The sequence below is a fragment of the Arthrobacter sp. 01T419 genome, from assembly GCF_056398865.1.
This window is the reverse complement of sequence record NZ_JBFTQF010000003.1, coordinates 323,864-339,027: the sequence shown is the minus strand read 5'-3', so window position 1 is coordinate 339,027 and position 15,164 is coordinate 323,864. Positions and strand designations below refer to the sequence as shown.

Sequence of the window (15,164 nt, the reverse complement as noted above, 5' to 3'; positions counted from 1 at the left end):
GTTTCCGGAGTGCCCGGAGGGCTTAGTTGAGGGCGCTGACTGCCTTGCGGATCGAGTCCACGCCGGCGTTGATGGTCTCCAGCGAAGTGGCGAAGGAGATCCGGAAGTACGGGCCAAGGCCATACGCCGAGCCCTGGATGACGGCGACCGAGGCCGCGTTGAGGAGGTACAGCGTGAAGTCCTGGTCGTTTTCGATGACGGTGCCGTCCGGAGCGGTTTTGCCGATGACGCCGCTGCAGTTCACGTAGGCGTAGAAGGCGCCTTCGGCAGGGGCGACGGACAGTCCGTCAATGGCGTTGAGGCCTTCGACGGCGACGTCCCGGCGCTTGCGGTACACCTCCACGCTGTCCCGGACGAACGACTGGTCACCGTTCAGCGCGGCTGCCGCGGCTGCCTGGCTGACCGACGACGGGCAGGAGGACGTCTGCGACTGCAGCTTGTTCATGGCAGCGATCAAAGGCGCCGGGCCCACGCCGTAACCAAGGCGCCAACCGGTCATGGCGTAGGCCTTGGAGACGCCGTTGACCAGCAGGATGCGGTCACGCAGGGAAGGAACCGCGGTGACGAGGCTCGTTACCCGGCCGTCGCCGAAGTGGATTTCGTCGTAGATTTCGTCGGTGAGGATGTAGACGTGCGGGAATTCCTCAAGCACGGCACCAAGCGCCCGCAGTTCTTCGCGTGAGTAGACGGCTCCCGTCGGGTTGGACGGAGCGTTGAGGATGAGCCACTTGGTCTTGGGCGTGATGGCTTCCCTCAGGGCGGCCGGCGTGAGCTTGAAGCCGGTGTCTTCTCCGCAGGCGACGATCACGGGCGTGCCGTCATTGGCGAGGACCATGTCCGGGTAGGACACCCAGTACGGTGCCGGGACAATGACCTCGTCGCCCTCGTTGAGCGATGCCATGAGGGCAACGTAGAGGACTTGCTTGGCGCCGCCGCCGATGGTCAGTTGGTTCGCTGCGTAGTGCACGCCGGTGTGGCTTTCAATCCGGCGGAGGATGGCGGTCTGCAGCTCGGGCGTTCCGGTCACCGAGGTGTATTTGGTCTCGCCGGCGTTGATCGCTTCGATAGCGGCCGCCTTGATGTGGTCGGGGGTGTCGAAGTCCGGCTCGCCGACGGTCAGGTCGATGATCGGGATGCCTTCGGCTCGTAGTTCACGGACGCGGGCGGCGGCCGCAACGCTTGCTGAGGACTTGATGCGTGTGACCCTCGACGCCGGCAGGTACTCGGACATTGTCTTCTCCAGAATCGTGAAACTCAGGATTCGGGTGTCGAATCCCCAATTTCGAGACTAGGCACTGCCGGGCGCCGTGGATAAGACCTAATGTGCGTGGATCGATAAGAGACCCTTATGACCATCTGATCCATATAGGGGGTCTGTGGTCATTTAGGGACATTTCAACCCCATATGGGAATCTTCTATGCACTTTCCTTATGGGTTCACTCGGTATTGGTATTTCCGCGGCTCTGCGAATGCCGCCTAGATTTCATAGACCAGAAGCGTCAGCGAAGCATTCGAAAGGGATCCAATGCCAGCCCCCTCCGGCTCCCTTCGGGGCCCGTCAGCCACCGGCAGATACACCTACCGGGCCAATGCCCCAGCCCGGCCCCAAACTGTTGCCAAAGGGGAGCGTGCCAAGCTCACACACGCCCTCGCGGCGCATAGGCAACTCCTGTCCCACGCTTCGAGCGCCATCCGAACATTGACCGCTGCCCGCAACGAGATGATCGCCCAGGCCCTTGAAGATGGGCTCACTCTGGCCACAATCTCCGCGGTGACCGGGGAAAACATTCGGGCTGTCCGAACCATTGGTTTGGCCTACGACGACCTCCACCCGAGTGGGCTTCCGCGAGGCGCACATGTGGATGCCCTCAGGGCGAAAAGCGAGCAACTCAAAGCAGCCGAAAGGCACCGCGACCAGATCACTGAACAGCGAGAGACCTTGATTGTCACGGCGCTCCGCACCCAAGCCTGCGATGACCTTGAACTTGCCTCGCTGACCGGCCTCACGCCCGACCATATCCGCAGGTCAACACGGGCCATCGCCCGTCCTGCCTAGTTTCTACGGGCCAGCCCAGACGGCACATCTCGCCCAACGGACGCGCTCACTTCATTGGCTCTTTCTTTGCCGGAGGCGTCCTGCAGCTAAACAGTTCCTGTGGTCCTGTTTTCCTCGCGATGAGCACCGTCAATGCGCGGGCTGACGTTGAAATCGGTTCAAAATGTTGGATCGATCGCGCACCAACGTTCCAGATGCGCTTCACGCCCAGCACACGGTCGTGCTCATCCGTGGCAACCAGGGGCGGGCTTCCCTGCCCTCCTGTGGGCCTGCGTTTCCAGCACAGACTGACCACCGTCGCATGCTCCCAGAATTCCACGGCAGTCACGAAGAATTCGCGCCCCTCATCATCCAGGAACGGACCCCACTGCGGGACGTAAACCGCACGAAGATCGTACTCCACGGGGCCCGAACGCCTTGCAGCCGGCGGCTGGGCAGTGGCTGCTTGTTGAGGATTGAGATCTGGTTGCGCGACCACGGCATGCTCCATTGAAATTGCGGACGGCCCCCTCCTAGGCCGCCCCCGAGCGGCCTCGGGATATCCAATGTAGCTCCGTCCGACGACCTCCGGAAGAGTGCCGACTACCTACCTAGTTCAGTAGCTCGACGGCGTGTCACCTGTCCCACCAAAGGGCGTGTCGCCGTCGGGGGTTGCGGGGACGAACTTATCCGCGAGCGCTTCCGTGCCGCGCGCGAGCAGCGCGACATCCGCGCCGACCAGCACGAAGGACGCGCCAGCGGCCATGTAACCGCGCGCTGTGGTTTCGTTGAAGGCGTTGACGCCTGCCGGTTTGCCCGCCGCTTTCGCCGCGGTAAGGCAGTGCTCGACGGCGGCGCGCACCTTGGGGTGTTCCTGCTGTCCGAGCAGGCCCATGGACGCCGCGAGGTCGGAGGGCCCCACGAAGATGGCGTCGACGCCGTCGACCGCCAGGATCTCTTCCACGGCGGCGACGGCGGCCTCGGTTTCGATTTGGACGGTGAGGCTGATGGTTTTGGCGGCCCGGGCGAGGTAGTCCGGGATACGGTTCCAGCGCGAGGCGCGGGCCAGGGCCGAGCCGACGCCGCGCACGCCGTGGGGAGGGTAGCGAACGGCGGCCACCGCCGCTTTCGCCTCCGAAGCCGAGTTGACCATGGGGATGAGCAAATCCTGCACGCCCAGGTCCAGGTATTGCTTGAGGAGCACGGTGTCGTTGGCCGGTGGGCGGACCACGGCTTGGACGGGGTAGCCTCGGACGGCCTGGAGCTGGGCGAGGATGGATTCGAGGCCGTTGGGGCTGTGTTCGGCGTCGATCAGGAGCCAATCCAGCCCGGCCCCGGCGCACAGTTCGGCGATGAGCGGGCTGCCGGAGCACACCCACATCCCGGCGAGTGGCCGGTCGGCGGCTGCCAGGGCTTGACGGAACGTGCGGTCGGGTTCTACTCGAACCGGCATGTGATGACTCCCAAGGGTCCGTAGTCGGCGTGGACGGTATCGCCTTTGTACACCCAGAGCGGGCGGGTGAAGGAGCCGGCGAGGATGATCTCCCCGGCCTTCAGCCCGTCTCCGTGAGGGGCGATCTTGTTGGCCAGCCAATGCACCCCGTTGGCAGGGTGGTCCAGGACTCCGGCGGCGACGCCGGTTTCCTCCACGGTCTGGTTCTTGTACAGGATGGCCGATACCCAGCGGAGGTCGATGGCGTCCGGGCGGACCGGGCGGCCGCCCACCACCATGGCACCCATCGCGGCGTTGTCCGAGATGGTGTCCACGATGGTCCGGCCCTCCATCTCGATCCTGGAGTCCAGGATCTCGAGGGCCGGAACCACGTAGTCCGTGGCGTTCAGGACGTCGAAGATGGTGCACCCTGGCCCGGAGAGGTCCTTCTTGAGCACGAAAGCCAGTTCCACCTCGACCCGCGGGTGGGTGTACTGGTCCCACGCCACGGAGCAGCCCGTTTCCAGCACCATGTCATCGAAGATCGCGCCGTAGTCGGGTTCGGTGATGCCCGTCGCGGCCTGCATGGCCTTGGACGTCAGTCCGATTTTGCGGCCCACCAGCTTCCGGCCGGCGTCCTCGTTCCTGCGCCGCCACAACTGCTGCACGGCGTAGGAATCCTCCACCGTCATGTCCGGGTAGCGGGCGGTCAGGCGAGGCACCGGGGTCCGGGACCGGCCGGCTTCCAGTAATTCGTCCGCAATGGTTTCTATCGTCTTCGGGTCAAGCATCTTCACACTCCGTTCGGCCATCCTGCGGTCAGTATCCCTTTAAAGCCCGGACACTAGACCTGGGCGCCGAGCTTGAAGCCCTCTGCCGCGGCGCCTTCCGGCCGGGTGTAGGAGAAACCGTCAGCGCCCACGGTGACCGCCATTTCGCTCTTTTCCTCACGGATGATGACCGGCTGGGGGTTGCCGTCCAGGTCCAGGACGAGGGAGGCCTCGGTGTACCAGGAGGGGACCACGGGGTTGCCCCACCAGTCGCGGCGCTGGTTGTCGTGGACGTCCCAAGTGACGGTGGGGTTGTCAGGATCGCCCGTGTAGTAGTCCTGGGTGTAGATCTCSAYGCGGTGSCCRTCCGGGTCMAGGATGTACAGGTAGAACGCGTTGGAGACCCCGTGCCTGCCGGGACCGCGTTCGATCCGGTCGCTGATGCGCAGCGCGCCCATCTTGTCGCAGATCTGGATGATGTTGTGCTTCTCATGGGTGGAGAACGCGATGTGGTGCAGGCGGGGACCGTTGCCGCCGGTCAGGGCGGTGTCGTGCACGGTCTGCTTGCGGTGCATCCACGCGGCGTACGTGACGCCGTCGGAATCCTTGATGTCTTCCGAGACCCGGAAGCCGAGGTCCTCGAGATACTTCTGGCCCCGGGGGACATCGGGGGTGACCTGGTTGAAGTGGTCCAGGCGGACCAGCTCCCCGGCGGAGTAGAGGTCGTAGCGCTGGGTGAGGCGTTCGACGTGTTCCACCTCGTAGAAGAACTCGTAGGGGAAGCCCAGCGGATCCTCAACGCGGACGGAATCGCCGACCCCCATGGTGAAGCCGTCCTTGCGGCGCTCAACCCGGCAGCCCAACTCGCGGTAGTACGCCTCGGCGGCGTCCACCTCGGCCGGGGATTTCACCCGGTACGCGAACGCCGCGGCTGCGGCGACAGGTCCCTTGCGGAGCACGAGGTTGTGGTGGATGAACTCCTCGAAGGAGCGCAGGTAGATGGTGTCCTCGTCTTCCTCGGTGACGTGCAGCCCGAGGAGGTCCACGTAGAACGCACGGGACTTAGCGAGGTCCGTGACGACGAGTTCGAGGTAGGCGCAGCGCACGATATCCGGAGCCGGGACGGAAGGGGTGGGGACGAAGTTGGTCATGGGGTTCTCTCTTCTTTGAAAGGGGTCTCTGGGGTTCGGTACCCAACTGACTCGCAGTAGGTGTCGTTTTGGAGCCTCATAACGACAACAAGTGCGAGTTAGTTGGGTTACGCGCCGAACTTGGGGGTGTGGACAGCGCCGAGGGTGATGTGCACGGCCTGCTGGTCGGTGTAGAAATCGATGGAGCGGTAGCCGCCTTCGTGGCCCAGGCCGGAGGCCTTGACGCCGCCGAAGGGAGTGCGCAGGTCCCGGACGTTATGACTGTTGAGCCACACCATGCCCGCCTCGACGTTCTGCGCGAAGTTGTGGGCGCGGGTCAGGTTCTGGGTCCAGATGTAGGCCGCCAGGCCGTATTTGGTGTTGTTCGCGAGGGCGAGGGCTTCGTCGTCGTTCTCGAACGGGGTGATCGCGACGACGGGTCCGAAGATTTCTTCCTGGAAGATCCGCGCATCGGGCGCGACGTCGGCGAACACTGTAGGGGCGATGTAGTTGCCTTCCGGGAGGTCTGCCGGGCGTCCGCCACCGGCCAACAGCCGGCCTTCGGACTTACCGATCTCCACGTACGAGGCAACTTTTTCGTAGTGCTCGGGGTGGACGAGGGCACCGACCTGGGTCTTGGGGTCGTGCGGGTCCCCGACGACKATGTTCTTCGCGCGGGCCGCGTACTTTTCGCAGAACTCGTCATAGATGGCGCGTTCGACGAGGATGCGCGAGCCCGCGGTGCAACGTTCCCCGTTGAGGGAGAAGACCCCGAAGAGGGCCGAATCGATCGCGGCGTCGAGGTCGGCGTCGGCGAACACGACGCACGGCGACTTGCCGCCCAGCTCCATGGACAGGCCCTTGAGGTTGGCCGCGGCGTTGCGGAAAATCGTCTGGCCCGTGGTCGTCTCACCCGTGAAGGAGATCAGCGGCACGTCCGGGTGCTTCACGAGGGCGTCGCCGGCTTCCTCGCCGAGGCCGTTGACCAGGTTGAACACGCCGTCGGGCAGGCCGGCGTCCTTGAAGATCTGCGCCCAGAGCGAGGCCGAGAGCGGGGTGAACTCGGCCGGTTTGAGGACCACGGTGTTGCCGGTGGCCAGGGCCGGTGCGAGCTTCCAGGACTCGAGCATGAACGGCGTGTTCCACGGAGTAATAAGGCCCGCCACGCCGATCGGCTTCCGGTTCACGTAGTTGATCTGCGAACCCGGAACCTTCATGGCGTCGTCGAACTGGGCCACGATCAGGTCCGCGAAGAAGCGGAAGTTCTCCGCCGCGCGCAACGCCTGGCCCTTGGCCTGGGTGATCGGAAGGCCGGTGTCGAAGGTCTCGAGCTCGGCGAGGCGGGCTTCCTGGGCTTCGACGGCGTCGGCGATCCTGTTCAGCACGCGGGCGCGTTCGCGGGGCTTCATCTTCGGCCACGGGCCGTTCACGAAGGCTTCGCGGGCGGCGGCGACGGCGAGGTCGATGTCTTCCTTCTGCCCGGCTGCGGCGGTGGCGTAGTTGCCGTTCGACACCGGGTCCAGGACGTCGAAGGTTTTGCCGCTCACGGAGTCAACGAACTGACCGTTGATGAAGTGCTGGATGTGGGTGGGAAGGTCCTTCGGGACGTAGTGGGTGGTGGTTTCTGGTGCAGTGAACGTCATTGTTGTCTTCCTTTACTGGTGGAACGCGGGGTCACTTACGGCCCATGTTGGGGCGCTTAATCGGCGCTAAGTGACCCCGCGTTGCTTTGTGCGAGGTACGCGTCCAGGGTGGCTGCGCGGTGGCTGCGGGCGGCTTGTTCGATGGTGTCGGCGTCGGCGTTGCTTTCAATGAGTTGGAGCAGCGCCTCGTGCTCCTTGACGGATTCCTGCGCACGGCCGGGGACGAATCGGAACGTCGAGGCCCGGATCGAGGCCAGCCGGTTCCAGCCCCGGTGCACGAGGTCCAGGATGTGCGGATTGGGGCAGTGTTCAAAGAGCACGCTGTGGAAATCCTGGTTCAGCGCAGTGAAGCGGACCGGGTCGAAATGTTCCAGGCAGTCGCGCATCTCGGCGTTCACGGCCCGGGCCCGGGCAATATCCACGGCGCCGATCAAGGGTGCGGACAACGCCGTCGCGGCTCCTTCGATGATGCTCAGGGTCTGCATCGTGTACAGGTACTCGGTCGGATCGATCCCGGAGACCGTGGCGCCGATATTGCGCTCGAACTTCACGAGCCCTTCGGCCTCCAGGCGGCGGATCGCCTCGCGGACCGGAACCACGCTCACACCCAGGTCCTCGGCGATCTTCGCCAGCACCAGCCGGTAACCCGGCGTGTAAGTGCCCTCCACGATGCGCGCCTTCACGGCCGCATAAGCCTGCTCGGACTTGCTGCCGGTTTTGGTTCCTGCTGCGTCAGCAGCGGAATGTTCGACGGCGGAAATCCCGACGGCGGTTTCAGTCACCTTGGGCTCCTTCCCATTGCTCGTAGCGGGCACGCCACTGCGCGTTCATCGGATACAAACCGTCCACGCTGTTGCCCTGTTTGACCATCTCGAAGATGAAGGCTTCTTCCTTTTCCTGCTCGATGCACTCGTCCACGAGTTCCCCGGCGATGGCCGGTGGGATCACCAGGATGCCGTCCGAGTCGGCCACGATGATGTCCCCGGGCTGGACCGTGGCCCCGCCGCAAGCGATGGTGATGTCCGTGTCCCACGGGATGTGGCGGCGGCCCAGCACGGCCGGGTGCGGGTTGGCGAAGTAGGTGGGCATGTCCAGTCCTGCCACCGCCGAATAGTCACGGACGCCGCCGTCGGTGATGATGGCCGCGGCACCGCGCATCTGGGCACGCAGCGCGAGGATATCGCCCACCGTTCCTGTGCCCTTTTCGCCCCGGGCCTCCATGACCAGGATCTCGCCCTCGTTGACGGAGTCAATAGCGCGTTTCTGCGCATTGAAACCGCCGCCATGGCTTGTGAACAGGTCCTCGCGGTTGGGCACATAACGCAGGGTCCGGGCGAGTCCGACGACGCGGCGGTCCGGTCGGGTGGCCTGCAGTCCGTCGATGCTCACGTTGTTCAGCCCGCGTTTGCGCAATTGGCTGGACAAGGTGGCGGTGGCGACGCTTTCGAGTTTCTTCTTCAGCTCCGGGCTCAGGACGGGCACGACGGCGGCAAGGCCCGCCGCTTCGCGGGAACCGTACGCCTCCTCCCGCTGGGTGTCATCGGTCTTGGGCCGGGCGCCGAAGTCCGCGAACGCCGTCGTACCCTCCCTCACGGTGGTGGCCAGCCGACCCGAGCTGAGCCCGCCGGCAGTGACCTCGACCTCGACGACGTCGCCGGGCTGGGCGACCGAGGCGCCGGCCGGGGTGCCGGTCAGGATGATGTCGCCGTTTTCGAGCGTGAGGAGCTGGGAGAGATCGGCGACGAGCCGGGCGAAGGGGAACAGGAGCTCTTCGGTGGTGTCGTCCTGGACGAGTTCGCCGTTGTGCCAGGTGCGGATGCGCAATTGGGAGGGGTCGACGTCGGCGGCCGGGATGAGCGCCGGTCCTACCGGAGTGAAACCGTCGCCGCCCTTGGACCGGAGGTTCGAACCCTTGTCCGCGTAGCGGAGGTCATAGACGCCGAGGTCGTTGCTGGCGGTCACCCACCCGACGTGGCTCCAGGCGTCCTCCATGCTTACGCGGCGGGCAGGCTTGCCGATGACCAGCGCGATCTCGCCCTCGTACCCGAGGAGTTCACAGCCGGCCGGACGCTCCACCGCTGAGCCACTGAGCGCGAGGGACGACGAAGGCTTCAGGAAGTACGACGGCTGCTCCGGGGTACGGCCGCGCTGGGCCGCCCGACTGGGGTAGTTGATATGCACCGCGATGACCTTGTGGGCCGCGGCCAGGATGTGGTCGGTGACCTGTTCCAAGATTTACTCCTCATCGAGTACGAAATCGTATACGATAACTATGGCCCCGGAGTTTCGGGACGTCAACCCCCGAGCAGATCCCGCGGCTTGTTTCCCAATCCGGAGCTTCGAGCAGCGGCCTTGGAAACAAGCTTCGCCGTCAGGGTGGGCCACGAGGGCTCTTGTGGCCCCTGTCATGCCTGCCGTACAGTTGGAATCCAATTCAGGGTTCAAATAGAGAATTTACAGTTCTATAGTTGAACAACCACACAATGAAGTGAGGAAAGCCCATGCAGTTCCACCACCACGGTTATGTGTCCGGTGACCCGCGAATCCAAGCGGCCGCCGGCGTCGGCATCGATAGACCCACTGACCTTCCCGACGAAGTCGACGTGCTCATCGTGGGCAGCGGACCCGCCGGCATGCTCGCCGCCGCGCAGTTGTCCCAGTTCCCGGGCGTCACAACCCGGATCGTGGAGCGCCGCCCCGGGAGGCTCGCGATCGGCCAGGCCGACGGCATCCAGGCCCGAAGCGTGGAGACCTTCCAAGCCTTCGGATTCGCCGAGCGGATCATCGCCGAGGCGTACCGGATCACCGAGATGGCGTTCTGGAAGCCGGACCCCGCGGATCCCTCGCGCATCATCCGGACCGCCCGCGCCCTCGACGATCCGACGGGAGACATCAGCGAATTCCCGCACCTCATCGTCAACCAGGCGCGCGTGCTGGACTACTTCGCCGAGTTCATGGCGAACTCCCCCACCCGCATGTCTCCCGACTACGGCTACGAGTTCCGCGGCCTCGAGGTCACGGGTGAGGGCGACTACCCGGTCACGGTTACGCTTCTCCACACCGCGGGACCCAACGAAAACCAGGAGCGCATCGTGCGCGCCAAGTACGTCGTGGGGGCGGATGGTGCGCGGAGCAAGGTACGGGAGTCGATCGGTTGCACGCTCGCCGGCGACCAGGCCAACCACGCCTGGGGCGTCATGGACGTGCTTGCCGTCACAGACTTCCCCGACATCCGCACGAAGTGCGCCATCCAGTCCGGCACGGGCGGCAGCATCCTGCTGATCCCGCGCGAAGGCGGCCACCTCTTCCGCATGTACGTCGACCTCGGCGAGGTCGACCGGAATGACAACCGGTCCGTGCGCAGCACCACGATCGAGCAGATCATCGCCAAAGCCAACGACATCCTCCACCCCTACACTCTCGATGTGCGCAACGTCGCCTGGCACAGCGTTTACGAAGTGGGCCACCGCTTGACCGACCGGTTCGACGACGTCCTGCCGGAGGAACGCGGAACCCGCACTCCTCGCGTCTTCATTACCGGCGACGCATGCCACACCCACAGCGCCAAAGCCGGCCAGGGCATGAACGTCTCCATGCAGGACGGCTTCAACTTGGCATGGAAGCTCGGACACGTCCTCGAAGGCCGCAGCCCGGAGAGCCTGCTGTCCACATACTCCGCCGAGCGCCAAGTCATCGCCAAGAACCTCATCGACTTCGACAAAGAGTGGTCCACGCTCATGGCCAAGAAGCCCGAGGAATTTGAGGACCCTACCGAGCTGGAAAACTTCTACGTGAACACTGCGGAATTCCCCGCCGGCTTCATGACCCAGTACGCCCCCTCCGCGCTCATCGCCGAGCCCGCACACCAAAGCCTGGCCACCGGCTTCACCATCGGCAAGCGTTTCAAGTCCGCGCCCGTGGTGCGCGTCTGCGACACCAACCCGCTACAACTCGGCCACCAGGCCAAGGCGGACGGACGGTGGCGCATCTACGTCTTCGCGGACAGCGCACCAGCCGGTTCCTCCGGAGCTGTGGCGGACTTTGCCGAGTGGATCGCGAACTCGCCGGACTCGCCGCTCGCCGCAACGCCGTCGGGCGCTGACCGTGACGCGTGGTTCGACGTGAAGGTGATCTACCAGCAAGAGCACACGAGCGTCGACATCGGGGCTGTACCGGCAGCGTTCAAGCCGCAGGTGGGGCCGTTCAAACTCACGTACCTCGAGAACGTCTACGCTACCGATCCTTCGGCTGACATCTTCGAACTGCGCGGCCTTGACCGCGGCGGCGTCGTGGTGGTGGTGCGTCCGGACCAGTACGTGGCGAACGTCCTGCCCTTGACCGCGGCGGCGGAACTCGCCGCATTCTTCGCACCCCTCCTTCGATCGGGACGAACCGCGGCAGTGTGAGCTGTTGGGGAAGCGAGACGCGTCAGACCAATGGAAGGGTTCATTCTGTCAGTGGCCCGTCGTAGGGTACCGGCATGGACATCATCTTGGTTCCCGGATTCTGGTTGGACGCTTCTTCGTGGTCGGAAGTCACTCCGCCGCTCGTTGCTGCGGGGCACACGGTTCACCCGCTCACACTGCCTGGGCTGGAGGCCGTTGACGCCCCACGGTCCGGCATCGGCCTCAGGGATCACATCGACGCGGTAGTGGCGGCGGTCGACGCTGTCGGCAAGCCCGTTGTCCTGGTCGGCCACTCGGGTGGAGGTGCCATCATCCACGGCGCAGTCGACGCCCGCCCGGACCGTGTGGTCCGGGCGGTCTACGTGGACAGCGGTCCGCTCGGCGAGGGCGGCGTCATCAACGACGAGCTGCCGGTTGAAGGCGACGCCGTGCCCTTGCCGGCATGGGAGCTCTTCGAAAACGAGGACCTCGTGGACCTCAATGACGAACTGCGGGCCGCTTTCCGCGCACGCGCCATCCCGGAGCCAAAGAACGTGACCACCGATAAACAGCGGCTGCACGATGTTCGCCGCTACGACGTCCCGGCCACCATCATCGCGTGCGAGTTCCCCTCCAGCCTGCTGGGCGAGTGGATCGAATCAGGCCACCCCTTCGTGGCCGAGCTCGCGCGCATCAACGACGTCGAATTCATGGACCTGCCCACCGGACACTGGCCCCAGTTCACCAAGCCTCTCGAACTCGGGGAAGCCATCCTGGCCGCTGTTGAGCAGACCCGCTAGGGGTTCCGGGGCGTGGTCTTAAGCGGCGCGTTGTTCGGACTGTTCGGCCGGCCCCTCAGGCTGCGGGGACTCTGCACCTATCGAGGCATTGGCCGGACGGTCCCATTCCCGGCGTTCGCGAGTCTCTCCGTAGGGGACATCAGGGCTGAGGGCAACGGTGTACCGGTTGTAACCGTGTTGGGTGACCAGGATGCCGGACGAGCGCTCCCGCATGGCCTGCGTGAGGACCGTCTCGACGGCGGTATTCAGTTCGGTTTCGATGGTGCCCGGTTCGTGGGCGGTGATTTCCAGAACGAGGTCCGGGAGTTGCTTGATCATGGTGTTCTCACTTTCGAGGCTTGGGCTGCGTCGGAGAAAGTCAGGGGCGGCCGCCCCGGGTTCGGGGTGCGAAAGGAAGGCCTAAGAAGAAAGGAATTCGTGAAGTGTGCCCTGCATTCGATGATGGGGCGGTGGCCGGCCGTGAAAGTCAGGCGGGCGGGATCTGGGAGGCAATTGTCTCGTTGATCCAAGGACAGTGTGGCGGAAGGCGGGCTTCCGACGCAAGTGGAATCGCCGGGTTTTTCTGACGCGGGCCTGAACCGTACTGGATGTGGTGGGCTTGTCCCTCGAAGAGGCACGAGCCGTCTTGTGGGACAAGGGGACCGCGAGCCGCGGCGCCCCTCCCCGGGGCCGCGGAGCCTGCGGGCCATGCGCGAAGAACCTGCCGACGACACCACGAGCTAGAAGGCCGTCTTTCAAGTTCAAAATAGCTCTTCCATCACTGCGCAGTGTCATGTACCATTTCACATATCACGTGACATGGACCACATCGTCTAGTTTCACTTGCTCCCCACATGGAAGATCACTATGACCCTTTCAGAAATCGCAGACGGCAGGATCGCGCCCCGTTTCGGCATTAAGCTGGACAACATCTCGAAGCGCTACGGCGACCACGTCGTCCTTGATGATGTTTCCTTGCACGTCGAGCCGGGAACTGTCACTGCCCTTATCGGCCCCTCCGGTGCGGGCAAAAGCACCTTCCTGCGTTGCACCAATCTCCTGGAGCGTCCTGATTCCGGGACCATCCAAGTAGGCCAGCACACCATTGAGCCCGGCAAGGAAGTCAACAGCCGGGACCTCGCGGCCCTGCGGCGCACGGTGGGCATGGTGTTCCAGTCCTTCAACCTGTTCCCGCATATGTCCGCACTCAAGAACATCAGCTTCCCGCAGCAGAAAGTCCTCGGACGCAGCAAAGAGGAATCTGACGAACGCTCCATGCAACTGCTTGAGCGGGTGGGCCTCAAAGAGAAGGCGTCCCAACACCCCGGGCGCTGCTCGGGCGGCCAGCAACAGCGCATCGCGATTGCCCGTGCCCTTGCGCTGGATCCGGGCATCATGCTCTTCGACGAGCCGACGTCGGCGCTCGATCCTGAGGTGGGGCTTGAGGTCCTGGCCGTCATGCGTGAGCTTGCCGCCGATGGCATGACCATGATCGTGGTCACCCACGAGATGCAGTTCGCCCGCGACGTCTCCGACACCCTCGTGGTCATGGCCGATTGCAAGATCATCGAGCAGGGCGATCCCCGGGCCATCATGAGCGATCCGCAGGAGGCCCGCACCCGACGCTTCCTGCGGGCCGTGCTGGAGCGCTGATATGGACGCGCTTTCCGCAGTCCTTCAAGGGCTGCCTATGACCCTCATGCTGACGCTGTCGGCGTTCACGATCGGCATCATTGGTGCCGTCCCGCTCGCGGTGGGCTTGTCGTCGTCGAACGTTCTGGTTCGGCTCGCCTGCCGGCTTTTCGTGGACCTCGTCCGCGGAGTACCAATCATCGTGTGGCTGTTCCTCCTCAAGTTCGGCATCCAGATCGGCACCTTCAAGTTCAACCCGGTGGGTGCCGCAATAGTGGGCCTCGGCACAGTGTCCGTCGCCTACCTGGCTGAGATCTACCGGGGCGGATTGCAGTCGGTGCCGCGCGGCCAAGGCGAGGCAGCACATGCCCTGGGCTTGGGACGGGGGACCACGTTTTACGGAGTCATGGTCCCGCAGGCCTTCCGCATCGTCTCCCCCTCCATCGCCACCTACCTGACCGGCCTGCTCAAGGACTCCTCGATCGCCTCCACGATCATCGTCACCGAAATGGTCTTCCAATCCCAGGCCTTCGCCCGGCAGCATCCCACGGTGGAGGGAATCCTGCCCTACATCATCGTGGGCATCCTCTACATCGTCCTGAGCCTGCCGGTGGCCTACTTGTCCCGTCGACTCGATTCCCGCATGAGGAAGGCCATCTACGCATGACCTGGCTAACAGAATGGGCGGGCTACCTCCCGCAGATGATGTCCGGCCTCGGCGTCAGCCTCCTGATCGCCGGCATCTCGATCTTCTTCGGCTATCCCTTGGGACTGGCACTCAGCCTCATGGTGACCGCCAAGAACCTGGCCGTCCGCACCCTGGGACTCGCCGTCGTCGAAATTGGCCGCGGCGCACCCGCGTTGGTGATCCTCTACCTCTTCTACTACGGTTTGCCGAAGTTCGGGATCGCCTTCGAAAGCATCACTGCGGCTTGCCTCGCCCTTACCTGGAACTCGGCGGCGTACTCGAGCGAGATCATGCGGGCAGGAATCCAATCAGTGGCCCGCGGACAGCTTGAGGCCTCCAACGCGCTTGGCTTGTCCCAGCGCGACACCTTCTTCCGGGTCATCATGCCGCAAGGCATGCGCTCGGCGATCCCGGGGCTCATGGGAGTCGCGATCCAGATGTTCCAAGGGACGTCCTTGGCGTACGCGATCGCGGTCCCCGAGCTCATGAAGTCGGCATACAACATCGGCAGCCAGGACTTCAACTACCTACAGATCTTCACCCTCGCCGGCCTCTGCTACGCCGCCATCTCCATGCCGGCCACGTGGATCACCGTCTTCTTCGAGAAGCGCATGGCCCGGCACACCTAACCACCCCCATCCCGCAGCACCCCCACATCACCAGGAGGAA

15 protein-coding genes are annotated in these 15,164 nt (G+C 64.4%); 6 read left to right on the top strand and 9 right to left on the bottom strand.

Annotation, left to right across the window (positions count from 1 at the left end):
- Positions 1-22: 22 nt before the first annotated feature.
- Positions 23-1,231 (bottom strand): aspartate transaminase, encoded by a 1,209-nt coding sequence (locus AC1DLO_RS07605; RefSeq protein ID WP_476889045.1) that lies wholly within the window; start codon positions 1,229-1,231, stop codon positions 23-25.
- A 295-nt stretch (positions 1,232-1,526) separates the two neighbouring features.
- Between AC1DLO_RS07605 and AC1DLO_RS07600 the strand changes: the two genes are divergently transcribed.
- Positions 1,527-2,057, top strand: a complete 531-nt coding sequence (locus AC1DLO_RS07600) for a hypothetical protein (RefSeq protein ID WP_476889044.1) — start codon at positions 1,527-1,529, stop codon at positions 2,055-2,057.
- Positions 2,058-2,103: 46 nt separating this feature from the next.
- On the opposite strand, the gene AC1DLO_RS07595 is transcribed toward AC1DLO_RS07600, so the two are convergent.
- The 7 genes from AC1DLO_RS07595 to AC1DLO_RS07565 form a co-directional block, all read right to left on the bottom strand.
- Positions 2,104-2,547, bottom strand: coding sequence for a hypothetical protein (locus AC1DLO_RS07595; RefSeq protein ID WP_476889043.1), 444 nt, complete (start codon positions 2,545-2,547; stop codon positions 2,104-2,106).
- 105 nt (positions 2,548-2,652) lie between these two features.
- The gene (locus tag AC1DLO_RS07590; protein WP_476889042.1) at positions 2,653-3,489 is read right to left on the bottom strand and encodes an aldolase/citrate lyase family protein; all 837 of its coding nucleotides are present in this window, start codon (positions 3,487-3,489) and stop codon (positions 2,653-2,655) included.
- On the bottom strand, positions 3,474-4,259 hold the full coding sequence (gene hpaH, locus AC1DLO_RS07585; protein WP_476889041.1) for a 2-oxo-hept-4-ene-1,7-dioate hydratase: 786 nt from the start codon (positions 4,257-4,259) through the stop codon (positions 3,474-3,476). Before hpaH ends, AC1DLO_RS07590 begins: the two co-directional genes overlap by 16 nt.
- Before the next feature lie 53 nt (positions 4,260-4,312).
- Positions 4,313-5,389, bottom strand: coding sequence for a 3,4-dihydroxyphenylacetate 2,3-dioxygenase (hpaD, locus tag AC1DLO_RS07580; protein WP_476914446.1), 1,077 nt, complete (start codon positions 5,387-5,389; stop codon positions 4,313-4,315).
- Positions 5,390-5,496: 107 nt separating this feature from the next.
- Positions 5,497-7,011, bottom strand: a complete 1,515-nt coding sequence (gene hpaE, locus AC1DLO_RS07575) for a 5-carboxymethyl-2-hydroxymuconate semialdehyde dehydrogenase (protein ID WP_476889039.1) — start codon at positions 7,009-7,011, stop codon at positions 5,497-5,499.
- 56 nt (positions 7,012-7,067) lie between these two features.
- Positions 7,068-7,793, bottom strand: a complete 726-nt coding sequence (locus AC1DLO_RS07570; RefSeq protein WP_476889038.1) for a GntR family transcriptional regulator — start codon at positions 7,791-7,793, stop codon at positions 7,068-7,070.
- Positions 7,786-9,243 carry a fumarylacetoacetate hydrolase family protein gene (locus AC1DLO_RS07565; RefSeq protein WP_476889037.1) on the bottom strand — a complete coding sequence of 486 codons (1,458 nt, stop codon included), beginning with the start codon at positions 9,241-9,243 and terminating at the stop codon, positions 7,786-7,788. Before AC1DLO_RS07565 ends, AC1DLO_RS07570 begins: the two co-directional genes overlap by 8 nt.
- 269 nt (positions 9,244-9,512) lie before the next feature.
- Between AC1DLO_RS07565 and AC1DLO_RS07560 the strand changes: the two genes are divergently transcribed.
- Positions 9,513-11,417, top strand: a complete 1,905-nt coding sequence (locus AC1DLO_RS07560; RefSeq protein WP_476889036.1) for an FAD-binding monooxygenase — start codon at positions 9,513-9,515, stop codon at positions 11,415-11,417.
- A gap of 74 nt (positions 11,418-11,491) precedes the next feature.
- Complete coding sequence (locus AC1DLO_RS07555; RefSeq protein ID WP_476889035.1) at positions 11,492-12,196, top strand: alpha/beta fold hydrolase; 705 nt, start codon at positions 11,492-11,494, stop codon at positions 12,194-12,196.
- Between the two features lie 18 nt (positions 12,197-12,214).
- On the opposite strand, the gene AC1DLO_RS07550 is transcribed toward AC1DLO_RS07555, so the two are convergent.
- The gene (locus tag AC1DLO_RS07550; protein WP_476889034.1) at positions 12,215-12,514 is read right to left on the bottom strand and encodes a hypothetical protein; all 300 of its coding nucleotides are present in this window, start codon (positions 12,512-12,514) and stop codon (positions 12,215-12,217) included.
- Positions 12,515-13,042: 528 nt separating this feature from the next.
- On the opposite strand from AC1DLO_RS07550, the gene AC1DLO_RS07545 reads away from it, so the two are divergent.
- Genes AC1DLO_RS07545 through AC1DLO_RS07535 form a run of 3 tightly spaced genes read left to right on the top strand, consistent with a single transcriptional unit; the run spans position 13,043 to position 15,124 of the window.
- Entirely contained in the window at positions 13,043-13,828 is a 786-nt protein-coding gene (locus AC1DLO_RS07545; RefSeq protein ID WP_476914445.1) for an amino acid ABC transporter ATP-binding protein, read from the top strand.
- A gap of 1 nt (position 13,829) precedes the next feature.
- On the top strand, positions 13,830-14,474 hold the full coding sequence (locus tag AC1DLO_RS07540) for an amino acid ABC transporter permease (RefSeq protein ID WP_476889032.1): 645 nt from the start codon (positions 13,830-13,832) through the stop codon (positions 14,472-14,474).
- On the top strand, positions 14,471-15,124 hold the full coding sequence (locus tag AC1DLO_RS07535; protein ID WP_476889031.1) for an amino acid ABC transporter permease: 654 nt from the start codon (positions 14,471-14,473) through the stop codon (positions 15,122-15,124). The genes AC1DLO_RS07540 and AC1DLO_RS07535 overlap by 4 nt, the downstream gene beginning before the upstream one ends.
- Positions 15,125-15,164: the final 40 nt, after the last annotated feature.